This is a genomic window from Deltaproteobacteria bacterium, from assembly GCA_029860075.1.
Taxonomy (GTDB): Bacteria; Desulfobacterota; JADFVX01; order JADFVX01; family JADFVX01; genus JAOUBX01.
Genome location: JAOUBX010000039.1, coordinates 1 through 16,301, shown reverse-complemented (window position 1 = coordinate 16,301; position 16,301 = coordinate 1). Strand labels below are relative to the sequence as shown.

The window sequence follows — 16,301 nt, the reverse complement described above, 5'->3', positions numbered from 1 at the left end:
GGAACGCGGATGACGCGGATTTAACGGATCACCGCTGATTTTTTATTTCTTGCTATTGGTAAAGACCTTTCGTTTGAATTCGGCTTTTTTACCAAAATTAAATAGGAGCCCAACCTCATATTCTGTTGCTTTTAAGTAGTTAATCAATTGGCACTCGTGTTCCTTACATAAATTTTCAGCAGCCTTTAGCTCCACAATCACCGAATTATCAATTAATAGATCCGCATAATAATCCCCTATTTCTTTGCCTTCGTAATACACTTTAATATTTTTCTGTGCTTCTACCTGACATCCCAGCTTTTTAAGCTCTATGATTAAGGCATTTTCATATATTTTCTCCAAAAAACCATAACCAAGAGTATTGTAAACATTATAAAAAGCCTTAATGACCTTATCTGTAATGTCTGAATTAATCATTCAATCTTCCTCTTTTATTTTCTCTTTATCCGTGAAAATCCGCTAAATCTGCGTCATCGGCGTTCTACTCCAGGGTCATTTCCGACATATCCATATCATCATCAAGACTCATATCACTCATGTCCATATCTGACATGTCATCGTCGTCCATGATGTCATGAGACATCTTGCTAATGGCCTCTTTGAGGCGGCTTTCGGAGTCTATAAGGAACTGAGCTGAAGTAACGACTGTTTCACCATCACTGAGGCCTTCAAGTACCTGGTAATAGCCGTCACCCGATTCAATGCCGATGGTTACATCTTTTGGAAGAAACTTCCCTTTTTCCACTGCCGTTATGACTACATTTCGTTCGCCACTTCGTATGAGCGCTTCCGTAGGGAGGGCAATGCTATTATCGGATATGACAGAATCGATTTCGATATTGGCGTACATATCGGGCTTGAGCTGCCAGTCGGTATTATCAAACTCAAGTCTGACTTTGATAGTCCTCGTCTTTGCCTCAAGGAATGGATAAATGTATGAGACCTTTCCTTCGAAAACCTTGCCCGGATAGTAGGCGAGGGTCATATTGACAGGTTGCCCGGTTTTGACCCAGGGGAGTTCAGATTCATAAATATCGGCATGGACCCAGACTTTCGATATGTCGGCAATGGTATAGATGGGCATGCCCGGTTTAACATAGCCTCCCTCCTGTATATGCTTTTTTGTAACAATGCCTTTCCCCGGTGAATGGATGTGAAGGGTCTTTAAAATACGGCGATTTTTTTCAAGTTCTTCAATCTGGTGATTGGGAACATCAAGATAGTCCAGACGTTTTCTGGCTGACTTTAAAAGGGAATCAGCCCCTCCTGCCACTTCCGAATAGGCACTTTTACCAAGCTTTTCCTTCAGTTCAAGTGCAACGAGATATTCTTCCTGGCTCGATACAAGCTGGGGTGAGTATATTTCAAGTAGCATTTCGTCTTTTTTAACGGACTTGCCTGTAAAGTCTACGTATAGTTTTTCAATCCATCCCTCTACCTTGCTGTGAACCTGTATAACACTCTTTTCGTCATATTCGACGACGCCCACAGTACGTATTTTTCTCGACAAGGGTCTTTTTTTAACCACAGCCATTCTGACGCCCATATTCTGGACCGTTATGGGATCAATTCGAATGAGCCCTTCACTGCTCTTTTCTTCTCCCTCGTCTTCGTAGACAGGAATAAGGTCCATTCCCATGGGAGATTTCCCCGGTTCATCTCTTATAAAAGTCGGGTCCATGGGTGCCACCCAGTATTTTATTTTCCTTTCTTTTGTTGTGACTTCAGCCTTTTTTTCGTTTTCGGGATGATTATTTTCAGCAGCTCCCTTACCAAAGTAATAGCCACCTGCACCGGCTCCGGTAATAAGCAGTAATATCAATGTGGACAGAATTATATTTTTCATTCCATTTCTCCATTATTTGGGGCCATAAAACTCCCGCCAAGGGCTTCTTCAAGCTCGGCCATCTTTATTTCATGGTCTGTCAACGATCGGTAGTATTGTATCTCGTAATTAAAAAGTGTCAGGTGATTGTTGAGAAGCGTCAGGAAGTCGACCTTGTTCACCTGGTATCCGGCAATGGCTGATTCAAGAGAGGCCTTTGCCTGGGGGATGATACCATCCCTGAAAAGGAGTGTTTTTTCCCAGGCGCTCTCCATCTCGCTTTTTGTTTTTTTGACCATAAAGGCTAGTCGATTTCTGGCTGATTCATATCTCAGCCTGGTTTCATTCAATCTGGCCCTCTTTTCCATAAGTTTTTTATCTTCCTTATTCTTTTGCCAGATGGGGAGCTGGACGCTCACCATAGTACTTATAAAGTCTGCCCTGTCCATGTTGCCGTCTTCACGTTGGCCGTATTGGAGAGTTACATTAAAATCGGGATAGTAGTTTTTTTCGGCAAGGAGCCTTGCCTTGTCGCCTTTTTTAATGAGGGACTTCATTCCTTTCAAAAGGGGGTGTTTTTCAAAAGAGCCCTTCATAAGTTCCATGTCGGACATTGTCCCATGGCTTAGTTCCAGTTCCTGCGGCATCTCAAAGGGAGAATCCGGTTCACGATTCATGTAATAGTTGAGTCTTGCCTTGAGGACAGCTTCTTTCTCCTCCAGCGATATGAGTTTTTCATTCATCTTTGAAAGCTCAACATAGGCCTTTAATACATCCTGCTGAATCCCTTTCCCAACGGAATATTTGGTCTCGGCAATACGTATGAAATCCTGAAGGAGCCGCTTATTCCGCTGAGTTACCTCTCTTGAACGGCTGACAAAGTAGAGGGTGTAATAATCTATTTTGAGATCACGGACAAGTTGCAGTTTAAGGGTTTCCAAATCTGTAAGGCTTTTCTCTAATTGCTTTTGGGCAATTTCTCTTTTGAGTCCCCGCTTGCCGGGATAGGGGAATTTTTGCATGAGGCCGATAGTTTTTTGCGTCATCGCTTCCTGTTTCAGATCGAAGCTGTCTGTAGGGATGTTGACGAGGCCAACTGTTAGAGAAGGATTGGGCAGTGATCCGGCCTGGTCGGGGAGGGTTGAAATGGCATTAATATGCTCCTTTAATGCAGCCAGATCCCTATTACTATTTATGACCTCATTGACAAGGTTGGTAAGGCTTATACTTTTATTCTCTGCCGGATAGCCATCCAGCGGAAGGCAAACCAGGAAAGCTAAAATAAGCCATCTTTTTTTGATAAACCACATAATAATACTCCACATGTTGAATTCCACTTTTTTTCATGTGCTCCAGGGGCACATGAAAGGATAGCTCATGCAAGACGCACCCGGGCGACTTGCCTTAGCCTGCATCAACTGCGGGGTATCAGATTATAAAAAGGGAATGAAGAATATGAATGGGGTGTTTTTGATTTCCCGGTGGTGGATCATCCTCGGGAAGTTCTAACTTGAGATTCGTTGAAAATGTATCAAATTGCCAGTGGGCAAGTTTAAGCGGCATCTCGGGAGAAAGATATTTGACCTTTGCTTCCTGTATAATGACAGGGATTTCGCTTTTGCAGTGGGGGCAGGAAGAAATTTTGTTTAAAGAAGTCTTGTCAACAGCAGACATGGCACTATCATGACAGTTGTGCCCCGCCATTTTATCCGCTTTCTTTGTATGGGGCATTTCATGTGCCGTCATTTGTTCATGAACAGAAGCGGCATGAGCTTCTTTCAGTATTCCGCAGGGAATAATGCAAAGGCCCACAAAAAAGAGGGTAATGGCCGACAATAATGAAAATCCTTTTTTTCTGAAAAACCTGATAAACATAATATTATCTCTATAATATGCAGTCATTCTTGTCAAGATATTATTTTCTATTATGTTTATTAGATACAGATAAAGTCTCCAGGTTCCAAAAAAAGAGTAGCTCTAAATTTAAAGAGTATAGAGGCAGAGGTGTATTTTATTTGTCAGCCTGAATTATTTCCTCTCCTTATCCTTTGGAAATTAATAAGGTATAATTGTTCCTATGGATATTTACAGTGACGCAAGAAGAGATATGGTGGCGCAGCAGTTGAAGAAAAGGGGAATCAAAGATCCTTTGATTTTAAAAGCCATGTTAACGGTTCCAAGGCACGAGTTTGTTCCGCATGAAAGTCAAAGAAGCGCCTATTACGATGGTCCTTTACTGATCGGTTGTTCCCAGACCATTTCCCAGCCTTATATGGTGGCGGTTATGACGGAGGCGCTCCTTCTAAAGGGTGGAGAAAAGGTCATGGAGGTTGGCACCGGCTCCGGTTACCAGGCGGCTGTTCTCGCTGAAATATGTAATAAGGTTTATTCTGTTGAACGTCATGCCGCGCTTGCAGAGAGGGCGGACAAAACCTTAAAAGAACAGGGCTATCATAATATCCATGTCCTGGTGGGTGATGGAACACTCGGCTTGCCTCATAAGGCTCCCTTTGACGGCATCATCGTAACGGCAGGGGCGCCTTACGTGCCTGAAAGCCTCAAGGAACAACTGGCTGAGGGAGGCCGGCTTGTCATCCCTGTTGGGGGAAGAATGATGCAGTCCCTCGTCAGGATTACCCGGCGGGGAGAGACTTTTGACGAAGAGAATCTTCTCGGATGTGTTTTTGTGCCGCTCATCGGGAAAAAGGGGTGGCAAAGTGGAGAGAATTACTAGTCCTCAATCAATGTGATAAATTGGGGTTCAGGGCATACCGCTTATCAGGAAGAGCAATTTCAACGAAAAAACTTAATTGAGTTTGCCCGAATTTTTCTCAATCTCATTCAGTTGCCGGAGTCTCCCCGGTGTTGTTCCTGTATATCGTTTAAATTGCTTGAAAAAATGCTGCTCTGTGGAAAAGCCCACACTATTCATGATTTCATTGATGGTCAGGCTTTTATCTTCAAGCAAGTCTTTTGCTTTTTCTACCCTTAGCCTGTTTATATACTGGGTAAAGCTTAAATTAAGGTTCTCCTTGAAAAGCCTGCTCAGGTGACTGCTTGATATACCGGCTTTTTTTGAAGTGCCATTGATGCTGACGGGGCTTGTATAGTTGTCTTCCAGATGTTCCATCACTTTTTTGAGTAAAGGATGTTTTGCTTTTTTCGGTAATAAGGATTTCTTATAAGAACCGGAGACGCTTTTTAGGAGAAAATTTAGCCTGTCCATGATCCTGTCGATGTCATAAGGTTTGCTGAAATAACCGCTAACCATGAGGTGAGCACTTTTTTCTGCATATTCGAGACAGCTTTTTCCGGTAACAATGATGACGGGAACCTTGTTCCCTTCCCCTCTTAGTCTTTTCAAAAAGTCAAGGCCATCCATGTCAGGCATAACGATGTCGAGGATAATGGCATCCATCACATTCTTTTTCATGAAGTTCCAGGCTTCCAGTCCATTTGTCGCTTTATAGGTTCTGTAGTCACTCTCCAAAAGCATGGAGAGGGACTCAAGCATCCTCGGTTCATCATCGACGAGAAGGACTTTTTTCTTATCATCAAAGCTGATCTGATAATAATCACTATTCATGTCAGTTTCCTTACGGTAAAAAGTTTGAAATTTTTTTCTGATAAGCGCCAAAATACTCTTTGTCAAATCAGTATTTTTACAAAACCGTTTTTATAAAACTAGCAGCCAAATGTTGCATTGTCAATCAACTGGTGCTGCATTATACTAAACAATTCTATCAATAGTTGCATTGATATGTTTTCCCCGATCTATAAGTTGTTGATACTATTAAGTAAAAAAAATTTCACCCTGACCGGGTGAGATGCTGTGATCTTGTCAAATAACTTGATTTTTTTGATCTGTTTCCGGGCTTTTTAAGGCAGGAAGAAAGGTTTTTGTGAAGCAGAGAGAGATTAAGCAGGGAGGGGCGGAATGGGGGAGCCCTCCCGAACCCCCCTTTTTTATTATCCCGGAGGCAGCAGCCGGATCATGGTCTCCGGCACAATATGTTACACTATAAATCTATGCCCAACTACCGTTTCCGGGATTATCAGAGCAGCACTTTTTCTATACCGTCCTCCCCAACTTTTGAGATGAAATGCGCTTTCCAGTTTTCGCCGAAATATTTTTTTGCAAGTTCAATAACGAGAAAGTCTGCTTTAACTCCTGTTTCGTTTTCATAGCGGGATAGCCCCTGAAGGCATGCAGGGCATGAGGTGAGAAGCTTGATGTCCTCTTTTCTTGTTTTTCCCCCCGGCGCCAGTTCTTTAATTCCCTGCTCCAGTTCCTCAACCTTGCGGTATCTGAGCTGGTTCGATATGTCCGGTCTCGATACAGCCAGCGTTCCCGCTTCCCCGCAGCAACGGTCGTTAAGCAGTACTTTATTGCCTGTCAGTTTAGAAGCAACTTCTACAGGAGAATATTGCTTTGAAGGGCTGTGGCAGGGGTCGTGGTAGAGGTATTTTGTTCCCTCTCTTTCAGGGACTGACATTCCCTTTTCCATCAAATATTCATGAATGTCGATGAGCCTGCAGCCGGGGAAGATCTTTTCAAACTGGTAGGTTTCCAGCTGGTCGAGGCAGGTCCCGCAGGAGACGACAACCGTTTTAATATCCATATAGTTGAGCGTATTGGCTACACGGTGAAAGAGGATACGGTTTTCCGTCGTTATGCTGTGTCCTCTGGCGTGTTGGCCCGTTGAAATCTGGGGGTAGCCGCAGCAAAGGTAGCCTGGAGGAAGTATGGCCTCTGCGCCGCTTTCAATGAGCATGGCAATAGTTGCCAGCGAAATGTCGCTATAGAGCCTCTCTGAACCACAGCCGGGGAAGTAAAATAGGGCTTCCGATTCTTCCGTTATTTTTTTCTGATCACGAAAAATGGGGATGGTGCGTGGATCCTCCAGGCCGAACAGGTCTCTCGTTGTTTGAGGTGGAACATCTACGCCAAGGGGTCTCTTAACCATATTAATACTTTGTTGCAGCATATTCGGCCTGCAGGTTGTTGCCGGTGGTATATCGCCTTTTCTGCCCGTCATCCCTGCCAGCCTGGCTACTTCATGGGCCATGTTGCCGGCCTTGAAACCCCACTTGGCCATACCCTTTCTTAATATTCGGATGCTTTTGGGTCTGGTTGTATTCAGAAAGGCAAAGGCGGCTCTTTCTCCGGGGCTTCTCCGCTTTTGTTTCCTGTCGGTAAGGATTTTTCTCATCCTGTTTGTTACATTACCGAAATCGATGTTTACGGGGCACGGGGTAAGGCATTTGTGGCAGACAGTGCAATGGTCGGCAATGTCACCCATGTCGTCAAAGTGCCTGAGAGATATTCCCCGGCGGGTCTGTTCTTCATAAAGGAAGGCTTCCAACACAAGTCCTGTACCGAGTATTTTATTTCTCGGTGAATAGAGCAGGTTGGCACGCGGCACGTGAGTCATGCATTTGGATTTACATTTACCGCATCTGAGACAATGCCTTACATCATCGTTTAATGCGCCAAGCTCGCTCTCTTCAAGGATAATGGCTTCCTGTTCAACGAGCTTGAGGGACGGTGTATAGGCCCCCTCCAGACCGGAGCCGGGCATGAGCTTACCTCTGTTAAAGCGCTCATGGGGATCGACTTTTTTCTTATACTTCACAAAGGCTTCCAGTTTTTCCGGCATAAGATATTTTATTTTTGTAATGCCGATGCCATGCTCACCGGAGATAACACCGTCAAGGGATCTGACCAGATCCATGATACGGTCAACTATACGCTCTGCTTCATGGAGCATTTCATAATTTTGTGAATGGACGGGAATGTTAGTGTGCACGTTACCGTCGCCTGCATGGGCATGAAGGGCAACAAAAAGCCTTTCATCCCTTATGGTCCCGTGAATTTCCTCGATACGCTTTCGTACTCCGGCAAGATCACGGCCGGAAAAAACATCAAAGAGGTCTTCTGCCACATCCCTTTTACAGGAAATTACCAGGTCACGCCGCAGGATAAGATCAACGAGCAGATCTCCCTTTGAAATACGAGCTTTCTCATCTTCACTTAAAAGATCGTGGCAGTGATCAGCTTTTTCATCAAGCCCGTTCAGGATAGACTGCCACCTGTCACGGCTCTTTTTAACGATTTTAAGAGACTGGACTTTCTTGGCATCGATGATTACCCTGTTTTCTTCACTGTCCTCGAATTCCTTCGCCTTTCGTATTTCAGGAAGGTCACCTTTAAGGTAATGAAGAACGGCATCGGCGATGCGGATCTTGTTCGAAATAGACTGCTCTATATTGATTCGCTCTATCTGGCGGCTGTATTCAGCCAGGTTTTCCAGGGGGATAACGACGTCTTCGTTAATCTTGAAGGCATTGGTATGTGCCGAGATCGCTGCCGTACGGGACCTGTCCTGCCAGAAGCGGCGTCTCGCTTCGGGACTCGATGCAACAAAGCCCTCACCCTGGCGTTTTTTTGTGAGCCGCACCATTTCTTTGGCCGCTCTGTTGACAGCGTGAGCCTCGTCACCGGCAATGTCGGCAATAAGCACCATTTTTGGCGCTTCCCTTCTGGCTGCCTTTGTTGAATACTTAACGGCCTTTATATATCTTTCATCGAGATGCTCCAGTCCGGAAAGGAGGACGTCCTTCTTTTTTTCAAAATAGTCTTTTATCTCGATAATGGCCGGGACGGCTTTTGAAAGGTCTGACCCGAAAAATTCCAAGCAGATAGTGCGTGCCTCGGGTGGCATGCGGTGGAGCACAAAGCGGGCAGAGGTAACAAGACCGTCACAGCCCTCTTTTTGTATGCCGGGAAGGCCGAAAAGGACCTTATTTGTTACATCTTTGCCGAGGCCCTTTTTGCGAAAGGAAGCGCCGGGGATCTCCAGCTTCTCCGGTTTCCCTATAACTGTCGTTTCGTCCGAATCATACCGGGTAATGGTAAATGTGACCTTTTTCTGGTCATGGATTTTTCCGAGATTATGATTGATTCTCTCAACTTCGAGCCATTTGGCATCGGGCATTACCATCCTCCAGGAGAGAAGGTTGTCGAGCGTTGTTCCCCAGAGTACGGCCTTTTTCCCTCCTGCATTCATGGCGATGTTGCCGCCTATGGTACAGGCGTCCTGAGAAGTGGGATCGACGGCAAAGGCAAGACCATGCTTTGAGGCAAGGTCTGACACGCGCCTCGTTACCACACCTGAACCGACGCTCACAACAGGGACCTTTTCTTCTACACCGGGTATGTTAAGGAACTCAACTTCACCGAGGCTGTCCAGTTTTTCCGTATTGACGACGGCAGAATGGGCGTGAAGGGGTACGGCGCTTCCTGTATATCCCGTACCTCCACCACGGGGGATGATAGTCAGTCCCGCATCGATGCATGCCTTGACGATCTTTCCTACCTCTTTTTCCCGGTCTGGTGTAACGACGACAAAGGGGTGTTCTACACGCCAATCGGTGGCGTCCGTTGCATGGGAAACTCTTGCCAGACCACCAAAATCGATGTTGTCTTTAGAGGTCACCTGTGAAAGGTGCTTTCGCACTTTTTTTCTAAGCTTTACATTTTCATCAAAACTGTTTGAAAAGCTATTAACGGCATTACGTGCTGCTGAGAGCAGCTGAAGGGCCTTTTCATTCCCTTCTGAGCGTTCTTCAATTTGTTTCAGACGATGGTAAAGGGCATCAACCAATGCCTGTCTGCGTTTTTCATTTTCCTCCAGGTCTTCCATGAGATAGGGATTACGGCTAAGCGCCCACATGTCTCCCAGTACTTCAAAAAGCATACGTGCCGAGCGGCCTGTCCGCCTTGTTCCACGCAGTTCTTCAATAAGGTCCCACATGTCTTTTCCAAGGTAGCGAATGGCTATTTCACGATCTGAATAGGAGGTATAGTTATAAGGAATTTCCCTGATTGGATGTATGATTTTTTTAGTCATAATAACAGTGCTTTTCTTTAACTTTCTTAAAAGATAAAAAAGGAGGGAAAATCCCTCCCGTGAGTTAATAAAAAAAGGTTATTTTAGCGGGTTTGGCACTTTTTTGCAATGAAGCATAGCGCTATGCGATTGTTTTTTTCTTCTTTTTGGGGGGAATTGTCAAGCGGGTTTTGCCGGTGACTTTTTGTTCTTTTACCCGGCCTGAAAGCAACAGGCAATCTTATGGAAGCAATGTGACGGGTTTATGCCTCCTGCTCAACATAGTAAGTCGCTATTCCTGTCAGGTCAATGTGGTCAATATTATTATGCTTGCCTTTTTCTATAAGGGAGAGGAGTACATCGATTACCCGGGGATCGAACTGGGTTCCTGAAGAGCGCCTGAATTCTTCAACGATGAATTTCATGTCTCTCCCTTTTCTGTAGGGCCTGTCGGCCTTCATGGCATCGAAGGTATCGGCCACGGCCAGTATTCTGGCAAGGAGGGGAATATTTTCTCTTTCCAGATTATCGGGATATCCTCTTCCGTTAAAATGTTCATGATGATGTCTCACAATGGGGATGAGGTGGTCGAGATGTTTTATGTGCTTCATCAGCTCTGCGCCTCTGACGGGGTGCCTTTTTATTGCCCTGTATTCATCATCGGTGAGTTTGTCCGGCTTGTCGAGGATTGACTCGTTGGTGGCTATTTTGCCGATATCATGTAATATCCCCGCAAATTCAAGTGATTTGATGTCTTCCCTGGAAAGCCCCATTCCCTCCCCAAGCAGCACGGCATATTTAGTAACCCGTTCCGAATGGCCGGCTGTCCATGGCGACTTGGCATCGACGGCAGAAGAGAGGGCCCTGATGGTTCCCATGAAAAGATCATCGAGATCAGAAATGAGCTGAACGTTTTTAAGGGCTACTGCGATCTGGCCGCACATGGTGATGAGGGTGGCACGGTCTCTGTCATCGAAATCCTTATCTCCCAGTTTGTTGATGACCTCGATTACACCGATAATTTCATCTTTGTCGTAAAGGGGGGCGGCAATGATTGACCTTGTAGTAAAACCTGTTTTCTTATCGGGCCCCTGGTAGAATCGCTTGTCCTTTTTAACACTGTTTACAATAGTGGCCTCACCATTACTTAGAACCCACCCGGCGATCCCCTGTCCCGGTTTTATCCTGAATTCCTTGACTTCCTCTCCCTTTTCCCCGAGAGCGACTTCAAAGGTCAGGTCCCCTGTCTCCTTGTCAAGGAGCAGAACAGAACATGCCTCAGCGCCAATGGTATCGGTTGTAATCTTCATGATTTTTTCAAGGAGAGACTTCATCTCAAACATAGAGGAAATAGCCGTAGAGACCTCCTTGAAAAGCTCCAGTTCGGAAACCCGCTTCGTCAGGCTTTCAATGAGCGCTGTGTTGTCATGAAGCAAGGCTGATCTGTCAAGAGCCATATTGACAGAGTGCAGAAGTTCATCTTCATGGAAGGGCTTCTTGAGATAGTCATAAGCCCCGACCCGGATAGCGCTGATTGCCGTTTCAACGGAAGCGTGTGAAGTTATAATAATGATAACGACGTTTTCATCAATGGCCTTTATTTCAGGGACAGCATCGAAACCACTTTTTACAGGCATGAAAATATCGATGAGCGCAACATCGATATCCTCTTTTTGGAGAACTTGAAGGCATTCATCGGCGCCGGCAGCCAGAAATACCCGGTGACCGGCATCGCGGAGCACCTTCCCCGCTGCCTCTCTTATCAGTCTGTCATCATCAACGACTAATATGTTATTCATAATAACCTGTTAATACAAAAAAGCCCGTTACCATTGTTAATCATGAACGGACATTGTTTGTAATGTAGCGCAATATTTTTTTACCCCTATAGTTTAGTCAGGTCATCAAATACTTTACAAAATCACAATATCAGGGGATTGCTGCTATGTCAAGGAAAGGGCTTGAAAGGTTATGGTGCGGAGCACCTGTGACCAGTTTGTAACAGCTATGCTTTGCTTGACAGAACAGGAAAATTCATTTGACAAGTGGCATGCTTATGTCTTTAATAAATGGATATCCGCAGGGTGCAAGTGATGAAAGCGTTTCTAAAATTGCAGTTTGAGTGGGCTGTCAGTGAAAAGCAGCGCTGCTGCTGAACCCAAATGGGCATGATTTTGAGTCTATTGACTATTTTACATTTTTTTGAAGCACATCATTGGATAAACAGTAGTGGAGTAATAAAGCCCTTAGCCTTTAAGAAGTCTTCTATTCGAATTTAATGGAAGGATTGAGGTGATGAAAATTCGTTTTGAAAGAGAAGAAGATTACGACAGCATAAGATCGCTGAATGATCTCGCATTCGGAGGAACTATTGAGAGCAGTCTGATAAATAAAGTTCGGGCTTCATGCAAAGAAACCTTGTCACTGGTGGCAGTCGAAGAAAATCGAATTGTCGGCCATATATTCTTTAGCCCCGTTACTGTATTGTCCGGAAAAAGCAAAATAAAGGGAATGGGTTTGGGGCCTATGGCCGTCTTGCCTGAATTTCAAAATCAAGGGATTGGATCAAAACTGGTTATGGAAGGTCTGAAAATCCTTTCAAAGAAGAACTATCCCTTTGTTGTTGTGCTGGGACACAAAGAATACTACCCCCGTTTCGGTTTTGAAAGGTCCTCAAAATATGGTTTGCGTTCCCAATGGGATGGCGTTCCCGATGAAGCATTTATGGTCCTTTTCCCAAATAAGTCGGTTGTAAACAAGGTCTCAGGCCTTGTAAGGTACAGGCCGGAATTTAATGAGGCAATGTAGGTGCCTGGCAAGTGCAGCCACGAGACTGCAGCCCCCCTGAATAGGGTGCTCTTTTGATTAAGATAAACTAAATAAAATAGATTCACCAGGGAGATTAATATGCCGAAGCATATGACTGTATTTATGACTGCGCCTAATGAAGAGGAAGGCGCTGCCATAGCAAAAAAGCTTGTTGAAGAAAGCCTTTGCGCCTGTGTGAATATTATCCCTAAAGTCAGGTCTGTTTACCGGTGGGAGGGGAAAGTATTCGACGAAAGTGAGGTTATGATGGTGGCAAAGACGGCTTCTTCTCTTGCTCCCATGCTGGTAAAAAGGGTAAAGGAACTGCACAGCTATGATGTGCCGGAAGTTATCTGCATACCCATTGCCACGGGAAGCGGTGATTACCTCGACTGGATAGATGCCTCTGTCGATGGGGGTGCTGCCGGTGAAAGGGATAGGGAAATTTAGAAATTAATATTGTTGAGGTTTTCAACGAGTGTGCCTTCGGGGGGAGTCAGCTGAAAGGCATTCATTCCTGTATATTCATTGAGGGCAACATCAAGATAGCGGATTCTCATTTCGTAGTTTTCGAGAGGAATGGAAAGATCTATTGATGTGGGGAATTCAATGCTCTTAACCTTTTTGTATTTGTTTAACCTGATAGAGAGCAAGACCTTGTCTTTATCACCATAAATAATCCCCTCCAGGGGATAAAGCCGCTTGCTTTCCAGGAGTATCTCCTGTTTTGCCTTGCCCTTTTTAACGGTGAGCCGGTAACCTTCTTTTTCCATGCTTACGGTAGATTTTGCTTCGTCAAAAGAGATAAGAGGAATGTCTCCGCTCAAAACCCTTGCCAGATCACTAATATTAAGTGACGATGAAAGGAGTCCCGACAGGCTGCGGTCATCGGCCTGGCCTGAAAAAAAGCGGTTTTCCGAATGATACTGGAGGTCAAGGAATTCCCCATCCGTGGCCATGGTAAGGGCGGGTGAGCCGAAGGGTGTTAGAATATCCATTCTGATAAAAGCCGGTTTTTTTAAAACGAGCAGTTGCCTTGAAGCATTTGAATCACCGTTAATAATAATTTTGCTGCTGATTCTTCCCTCAATCGATTCGATGATGTTGCTTCGTGAATCCAGGGCTTGCAGGAGTTCCTTGTATGAGTATTCCCTGGTGGGCGGTGACGTTATCGTTTGCCGGGGAAAAAGCGTACAGGAGGGGAGGAGAAATATGAAAAGAAGCAGGAAACATTTAAATTGATGGGGCATGTCTACCTCTTTTTCAAATCGTCAGCTTTTTTCCTGACCTTGCGTTTTTCATCATCCTTGTCGTAGATTTCAAATGCCTTCTGGTAGAGTTTTCTTGCCTTCCCTTTTTTGCCGCTCCCAAGATAGGCATCGCCAAGATGTTCTGTGATTACAGGGTCGTTGGGAGAGAGTTCTACCGCTTTTTTAAGGACGGAAATGGCTTTTTTGTAATCCTTTTTTTTGAAATAGACCCAGCCGAGCGTATCCATTATATATCCGTTATCGGGTTTGATCTCAAGCGCTCTTTTTGCAAGCTTTTCAGCCTCATCGAGGTTTTTGCCCATTTCGGCGTAGGTATAGCCCAGGTAGTTGAGGGCATTGGCATGGTCAGGATCGATTTCCAGTACTTTCTTCATTGCTTCTATTGATTGATCCGATTTTCCCCATTGTTCATAGATGGTGCCGAGGTTGAAATGAAGTTCCTTGTCTTCCGGCGCCCCTTTGATTCTTTCCATGAAAAAAGCGATTCCTTTTTCGTAGGCTTTCATATCGGTGTAGAGTGAAACGAGAAGGTTATAGAATTCTGCGGCGCCCATGCCTGCTTCGATGGCTTTTTCAAGGTAGGTGACGGCTTCCTCTGTTTTTTCCTCTTTTTTTAATATGTGAGCTATATTCAGGATCGCTTCCTGGTAGTAGCCCGATGATGAAGGTATTAGAGCGAATTTTTCCCTGGCCAGGCTGAAGTTATCTTTACCCATATAGGCAAAACCGAGGTAGTAGTTGGCCATATCATTATCGGGCTCTGCATCCAGAGTGAGCTGAAATTCCCTTATTGCTGCGTCTGTATTTCCCTTCTCCATATGGATGAGGCCGATTTTAAGGCGCACTGCCGAAATGTTTGAAGTCGTCTTTTTCATTTCCTGGAACTGCTCCAGCGCTTCGTCATAGCGATTCCCCTTGATGAGAAGGTTTCCCAGCCTGTTTCTTCCTCCATCGTCATTGGGGTGGAAATGAAGCAGCTTTCTGTAGGTTTTGATCGCTTTTTCCGTTTTGCCCTCCATTTCATAGATAAATGCCAGTTCATAAAGGGCGCCCCGGAAGCTCGGTTTGAGATTAATGGCTTTATTGTAGAATTCAATGGCCCTTGTAAAGAGCCTCATTTCGGAATAAACACGCCCCAAATAATAAAAAGCCATAATGGAGTCGGGCCTCATTTCCAGGAGATTATTCAGGCTGGTGACGGCATCTTCATAATCACCAAGAGAGGAATAGAGTATGCCGAGAAAGAGGTGAGCCTCTTCGTCTTCATTGTCGAGTTCAATGATTTTTTCGTATTCCTCAATAGCCATATCTATCCTGTTGGCAGAGGAGTAGAGGGCCGCCAGGAGCTTGTGTGCATCGAGGTAGCCCGGTTCGATGAAAAGCGCCTTTTCTGCATTGTCAATGGCAAGCCTGGTTTCGCCGCTTCGCAAATAGAGGGAGGCCAGCCTTGTATAAAGGTAGGGGGAGGAAGGATCGTATTCTATCGCTTTTAGCAGTTTGTCGATGGCTCCTGCCAGATCTCCTTCGATGAGAAGAAATTCGCTGCGCAGGTAATTGAAGGCTGCTTTTGAGTCGGCCGGGCTTTCATAGGAAGTTTTTTGGTTGTCCGGGATTAACTCATTGTTGACGGAGAAGCCTTTTTGAGAGGCGCATGCCGAGAAGAAAAGAGCAGTAGAAAGTGCCGATATTGTTATAAAAATGAATCTTTTCACTTTTTAAAGATAGCATTTAAAAGAGGAGCTAGTCAATTTATAATTGGTTGATCAGGGATTGAACGCCACCCCCCCGATATGTTATAAATGCCTCTTTTAAAATAAACGAGAGGGAGATGCAGATGTCCTTTAAAACGATTGAATGGACTAATGACAAAGTCGTCATGATTGATCAGCGATTGTTGCCCGCTGAAGAAGTTTATAATGAGTATGACGGTTATGAAGGTGTTGCCGTGGCTATAAAGGAGATGGTTGTCCGTGGAGCGCCGGCTATCGGTGTTGCTGCGGCTATGGGGATTGCCTTGGGAGCCCGTTCTTCAGACGCAAAAGAAATGGATGCCTTTGAAAGTGAGTTCAAAAAAATATGTGAGCATATTGGTGGAACACGACCGACGGCGGTAAACCTCTTTTGGGCCATTGAAAGGATGAAGAAGGTTTTCTCGGACAGCAGGGGAGAGGGAATTAGCGCACTTAAGGGAATATTGAAGGAGGAAGCGCTCAAGGTTTGCCATGAAGATATAGAGATTAACAGGCGTATCGGTAGAAATGGGGGCGCATTACTCGGAGATGGTGACAGGGTGCTTACTCACTGCAATGCCGGAGCGCTTGCAACGGCCGGTTATGGAACAGCGCTCGGTGTGATAAGAGGGGCGCTGGAAGGTGGCAAAAAAATATCTGTTTACGCCGATGAAACGAGGCCCTTTCTCCAGGGAGCAAGACTCACTGCCTGGGAACTGATGAAAGACGGCATTGATGTAACGGTTATTACCGATAATATGTCGGGATACCTTAT

The 16,301-nt window shown here is 45.1% G+C and carries 13 protein-coding genes; 4 read left to right on the top strand and 9 right to left on the bottom strand.

The window, feature by feature from the left end; translation table 11 throughout:
- Nucleotides 1-42 precede the first annotated feature (42 nt).
- The 4 genes from OEV42_12380 to OEV42_12365 form a co-directional block, all read right to left on the bottom strand.
- Complete coding sequence (locus tag OEV42_12380; protein MDH3975069.1) at nt 43-417, bottom strand: GxxExxY protein; 375 nt, start codon at nt 415-417, stop codon at nt 43-45.
- 64 nt (nt 418-481) lie between these two features.
- Nucleotides 482-1,846: an efflux RND transporter periplasmic adaptor subunit gene (locus OEV42_12375; protein MDH3975068.1), complete on the bottom strand. Its 1,365-nt coding sequence runs from the start codon at nt 1,844-1,846 to the stop codon at nt 482-484.
- Entirely contained in the window at nt 1,843-3,135 is a 1,293-nt protein-coding gene (locus OEV42_12370; GenBank protein MDH3975067.1) for a TolC family protein, read from the bottom strand. Before OEV42_12370 ends, OEV42_12375 begins: the two co-directional genes overlap by 4 nt.
- Before the next feature lie 118 nt (nt 3,136-3,253).
- On the bottom strand, nt 3,254-3,727 hold the full coding sequence (locus OEV42_12365; protein ID MDH3975066.1) for a hypothetical protein: 474 nt from the start codon (nt 3,725-3,727) through the stop codon (nt 3,254-3,256).
- Nucleotides 3,728-3,902: 175 nt separating this feature from the next.
- Between OEV42_12365 and OEV42_12360 the strand changes: the two genes are divergently transcribed.
- A complete protein-coding gene (locus tag OEV42_12360; protein ID MDH3975065.1) occupies nt 3,903-4,559 on the top strand; it encodes a protein-L-isoaspartate(D-aspartate) O-methyltransferase in 657 nt (218 codons plus the stop codon).
- Nucleotides 4,560-4,631: 72 nt separating this feature from the next.
- Here OEV42_12360 and OEV42_12355 read toward each other — a convergent pair whose 3' ends face one another.
- The 3 genes from OEV42_12355 to OEV42_12345 form a co-directional block, all read right to left on the bottom strand.
- Entirely contained in the window at nt 4,632-5,411 is a 780-nt protein-coding gene (locus OEV42_12355; GenBank protein MDH3975064.1) for a response regulator, read from the bottom strand.
- A 469-nt stretch (nt 5,412-5,880) separates the two neighbouring features.
- A complete protein-coding gene (locus OEV42_12350; protein ID MDH3975063.1) occupies nt 5,881-9,738 on the bottom strand; it encodes a DUF3683 domain-containing protein in 3,858 nt (1,285 codons plus the stop codon).
- Nucleotides 9,739-9,980: 242 nt separating this feature from the next.
- Complete coding sequence (locus OEV42_12345; GenBank protein ID MDH3975062.1) at nt 9,981-11,516, bottom strand: response regulator; 1,536 nt, start codon at nt 11,514-11,516, stop codon at nt 9,981-9,983.
- 496 nt (nt 11,517-12,012) lie between these two features.
- Here OEV42_12345 and OEV42_12340 point away from each other — a divergent pair, with 496 nt between their 5' ends.
- Together OEV42_12340 and OEV42_12335 are read left to right on the top strand one after the other, a co-directional pair.
- Nucleotides 12,013-12,525 carry an N-acetyltransferase gene (locus OEV42_12340; GenBank protein ID MDH3975061.1) on the top strand — a complete coding sequence of 171 codons (513 nt, stop codon included), beginning with the start codon at nt 12,013-12,015 and terminating at the stop codon, nt 12,523-12,525.
- A 99-nt stretch (nt 12,526-12,624) separates the two neighbouring features.
- Nucleotides 12,625-12,975, top strand: coding sequence for a divalent-cation tolerance protein CutA (locus tag OEV42_12335; GenBank protein ID MDH3975060.1), 351 nt, complete (start codon nt 12,625-12,627; stop codon nt 12,973-12,975).
- Here OEV42_12335 and OEV42_12330 read toward each other — a convergent pair.
- Both OEV42_12330 and OEV42_12325 read right to left on the bottom strand, forming a co-directional pair.
- Entirely contained in the window at nt 12,972-13,775 is an 804-nt protein-coding gene (locus tag OEV42_12330; protein ID MDH3975059.1) for a DUF4292 domain-containing protein, read from the bottom strand. The two genes, OEV42_12335 and OEV42_12330, sit on opposite strands and share 4 nt — an antisense overlap.
- A 2-nt stretch (nt 13,776-13,777) precedes the next feature.
- On the bottom strand, nt 13,778-15,508 hold the full coding sequence (locus OEV42_12325) for a tetratricopeptide repeat protein (GenBank protein ID MDH3975058.1): 1,731 nt from the start codon (nt 15,506-15,508) through the stop codon (nt 13,778-13,780).
- Nucleotides 15,509-15,630: 122 nt separating this feature from the next.
- On the opposite strand from OEV42_12325, the gene OEV42_12320 reads away from it, so the two are divergent.
- On the top strand, nt 15,631-16,301 hold a 671-nt coding region (locus OEV42_12320), incomplete at its 3' end, for a s-methyl-5-thioribose-1-phosphate isomerase (GenBank protein ID MDH3975057.1).

Coding starts and splice junctions, on each gene's coding strand:
- OEV42_12365 (MDH3975066.1), bottom strand. CDS start 3,727: ATGACTGCATATTATAGAGATAATATTATGTTTATCAGGTTTTTCAGA.
- OEV42_12345 (MDH3975062.1), bottom strand. CDS start 11,516: ATGAATAACATATTAGTCGTTGATGATGACAGACTGATAAGAGAGGCA.
- OEV42_12370 (MDH3975067.1), bottom strand. CDS start 3,135: ATGTGGTTTATCAAAAAAAGATGGCTTATTTTAGCTTTCCTGGTTTGC.
- OEV42_12330 (MDH3975059.1), bottom strand. CDS start 13,775: ATGCCCCATCAATTTAAATGTTTCCTGCTTCTTTTCATATTTCTCCTC.
- OEV42_12380 (MDH3975069.1), bottom strand. CDS start 417: ATGATTAATTCAGACATTACAGATAAGGTCATTAAGGCTTTTTATAAT.
- OEV42_12360 (MDH3975065.1), top strand. CDS start 3,903: ATGGATATTTACAGTGACGCAAGAAGAGATATGGTGGCGCAGCAGTTG.
- OEV42_12350 (MDH3975063.1), bottom strand. CDS start 9,738: ATGACTAAAAAAATCATACATCCAATCAGGGAAATTCCTTATAACTAT.
- OEV42_12375 (MDH3975068.1), bottom strand. CDS start 1,846: ATGAAAAATATAATTCTGTCCACATTGATATTACTGCTTATTACCGGA.
- OEV42_12340 (MDH3975061.1), top strand. CDS start 12,013: ATGAAAATTCGTTTTGAAAGAGAAGAAGATTACGACAGCATAAGATCG.
- OEV42_12335 (MDH3975060.1), top strand. CDS start 12,625: ATGCCGAAGCATATGACTGTATTTATGACTGCGCCTAATGAAGAGGAA.
- OEV42_12355 (MDH3975064.1), bottom strand. CDS start 5,411: ATGAATAGTGATTATTATCAGATCAGCTTTGATGATAAGAAAAAAGTC.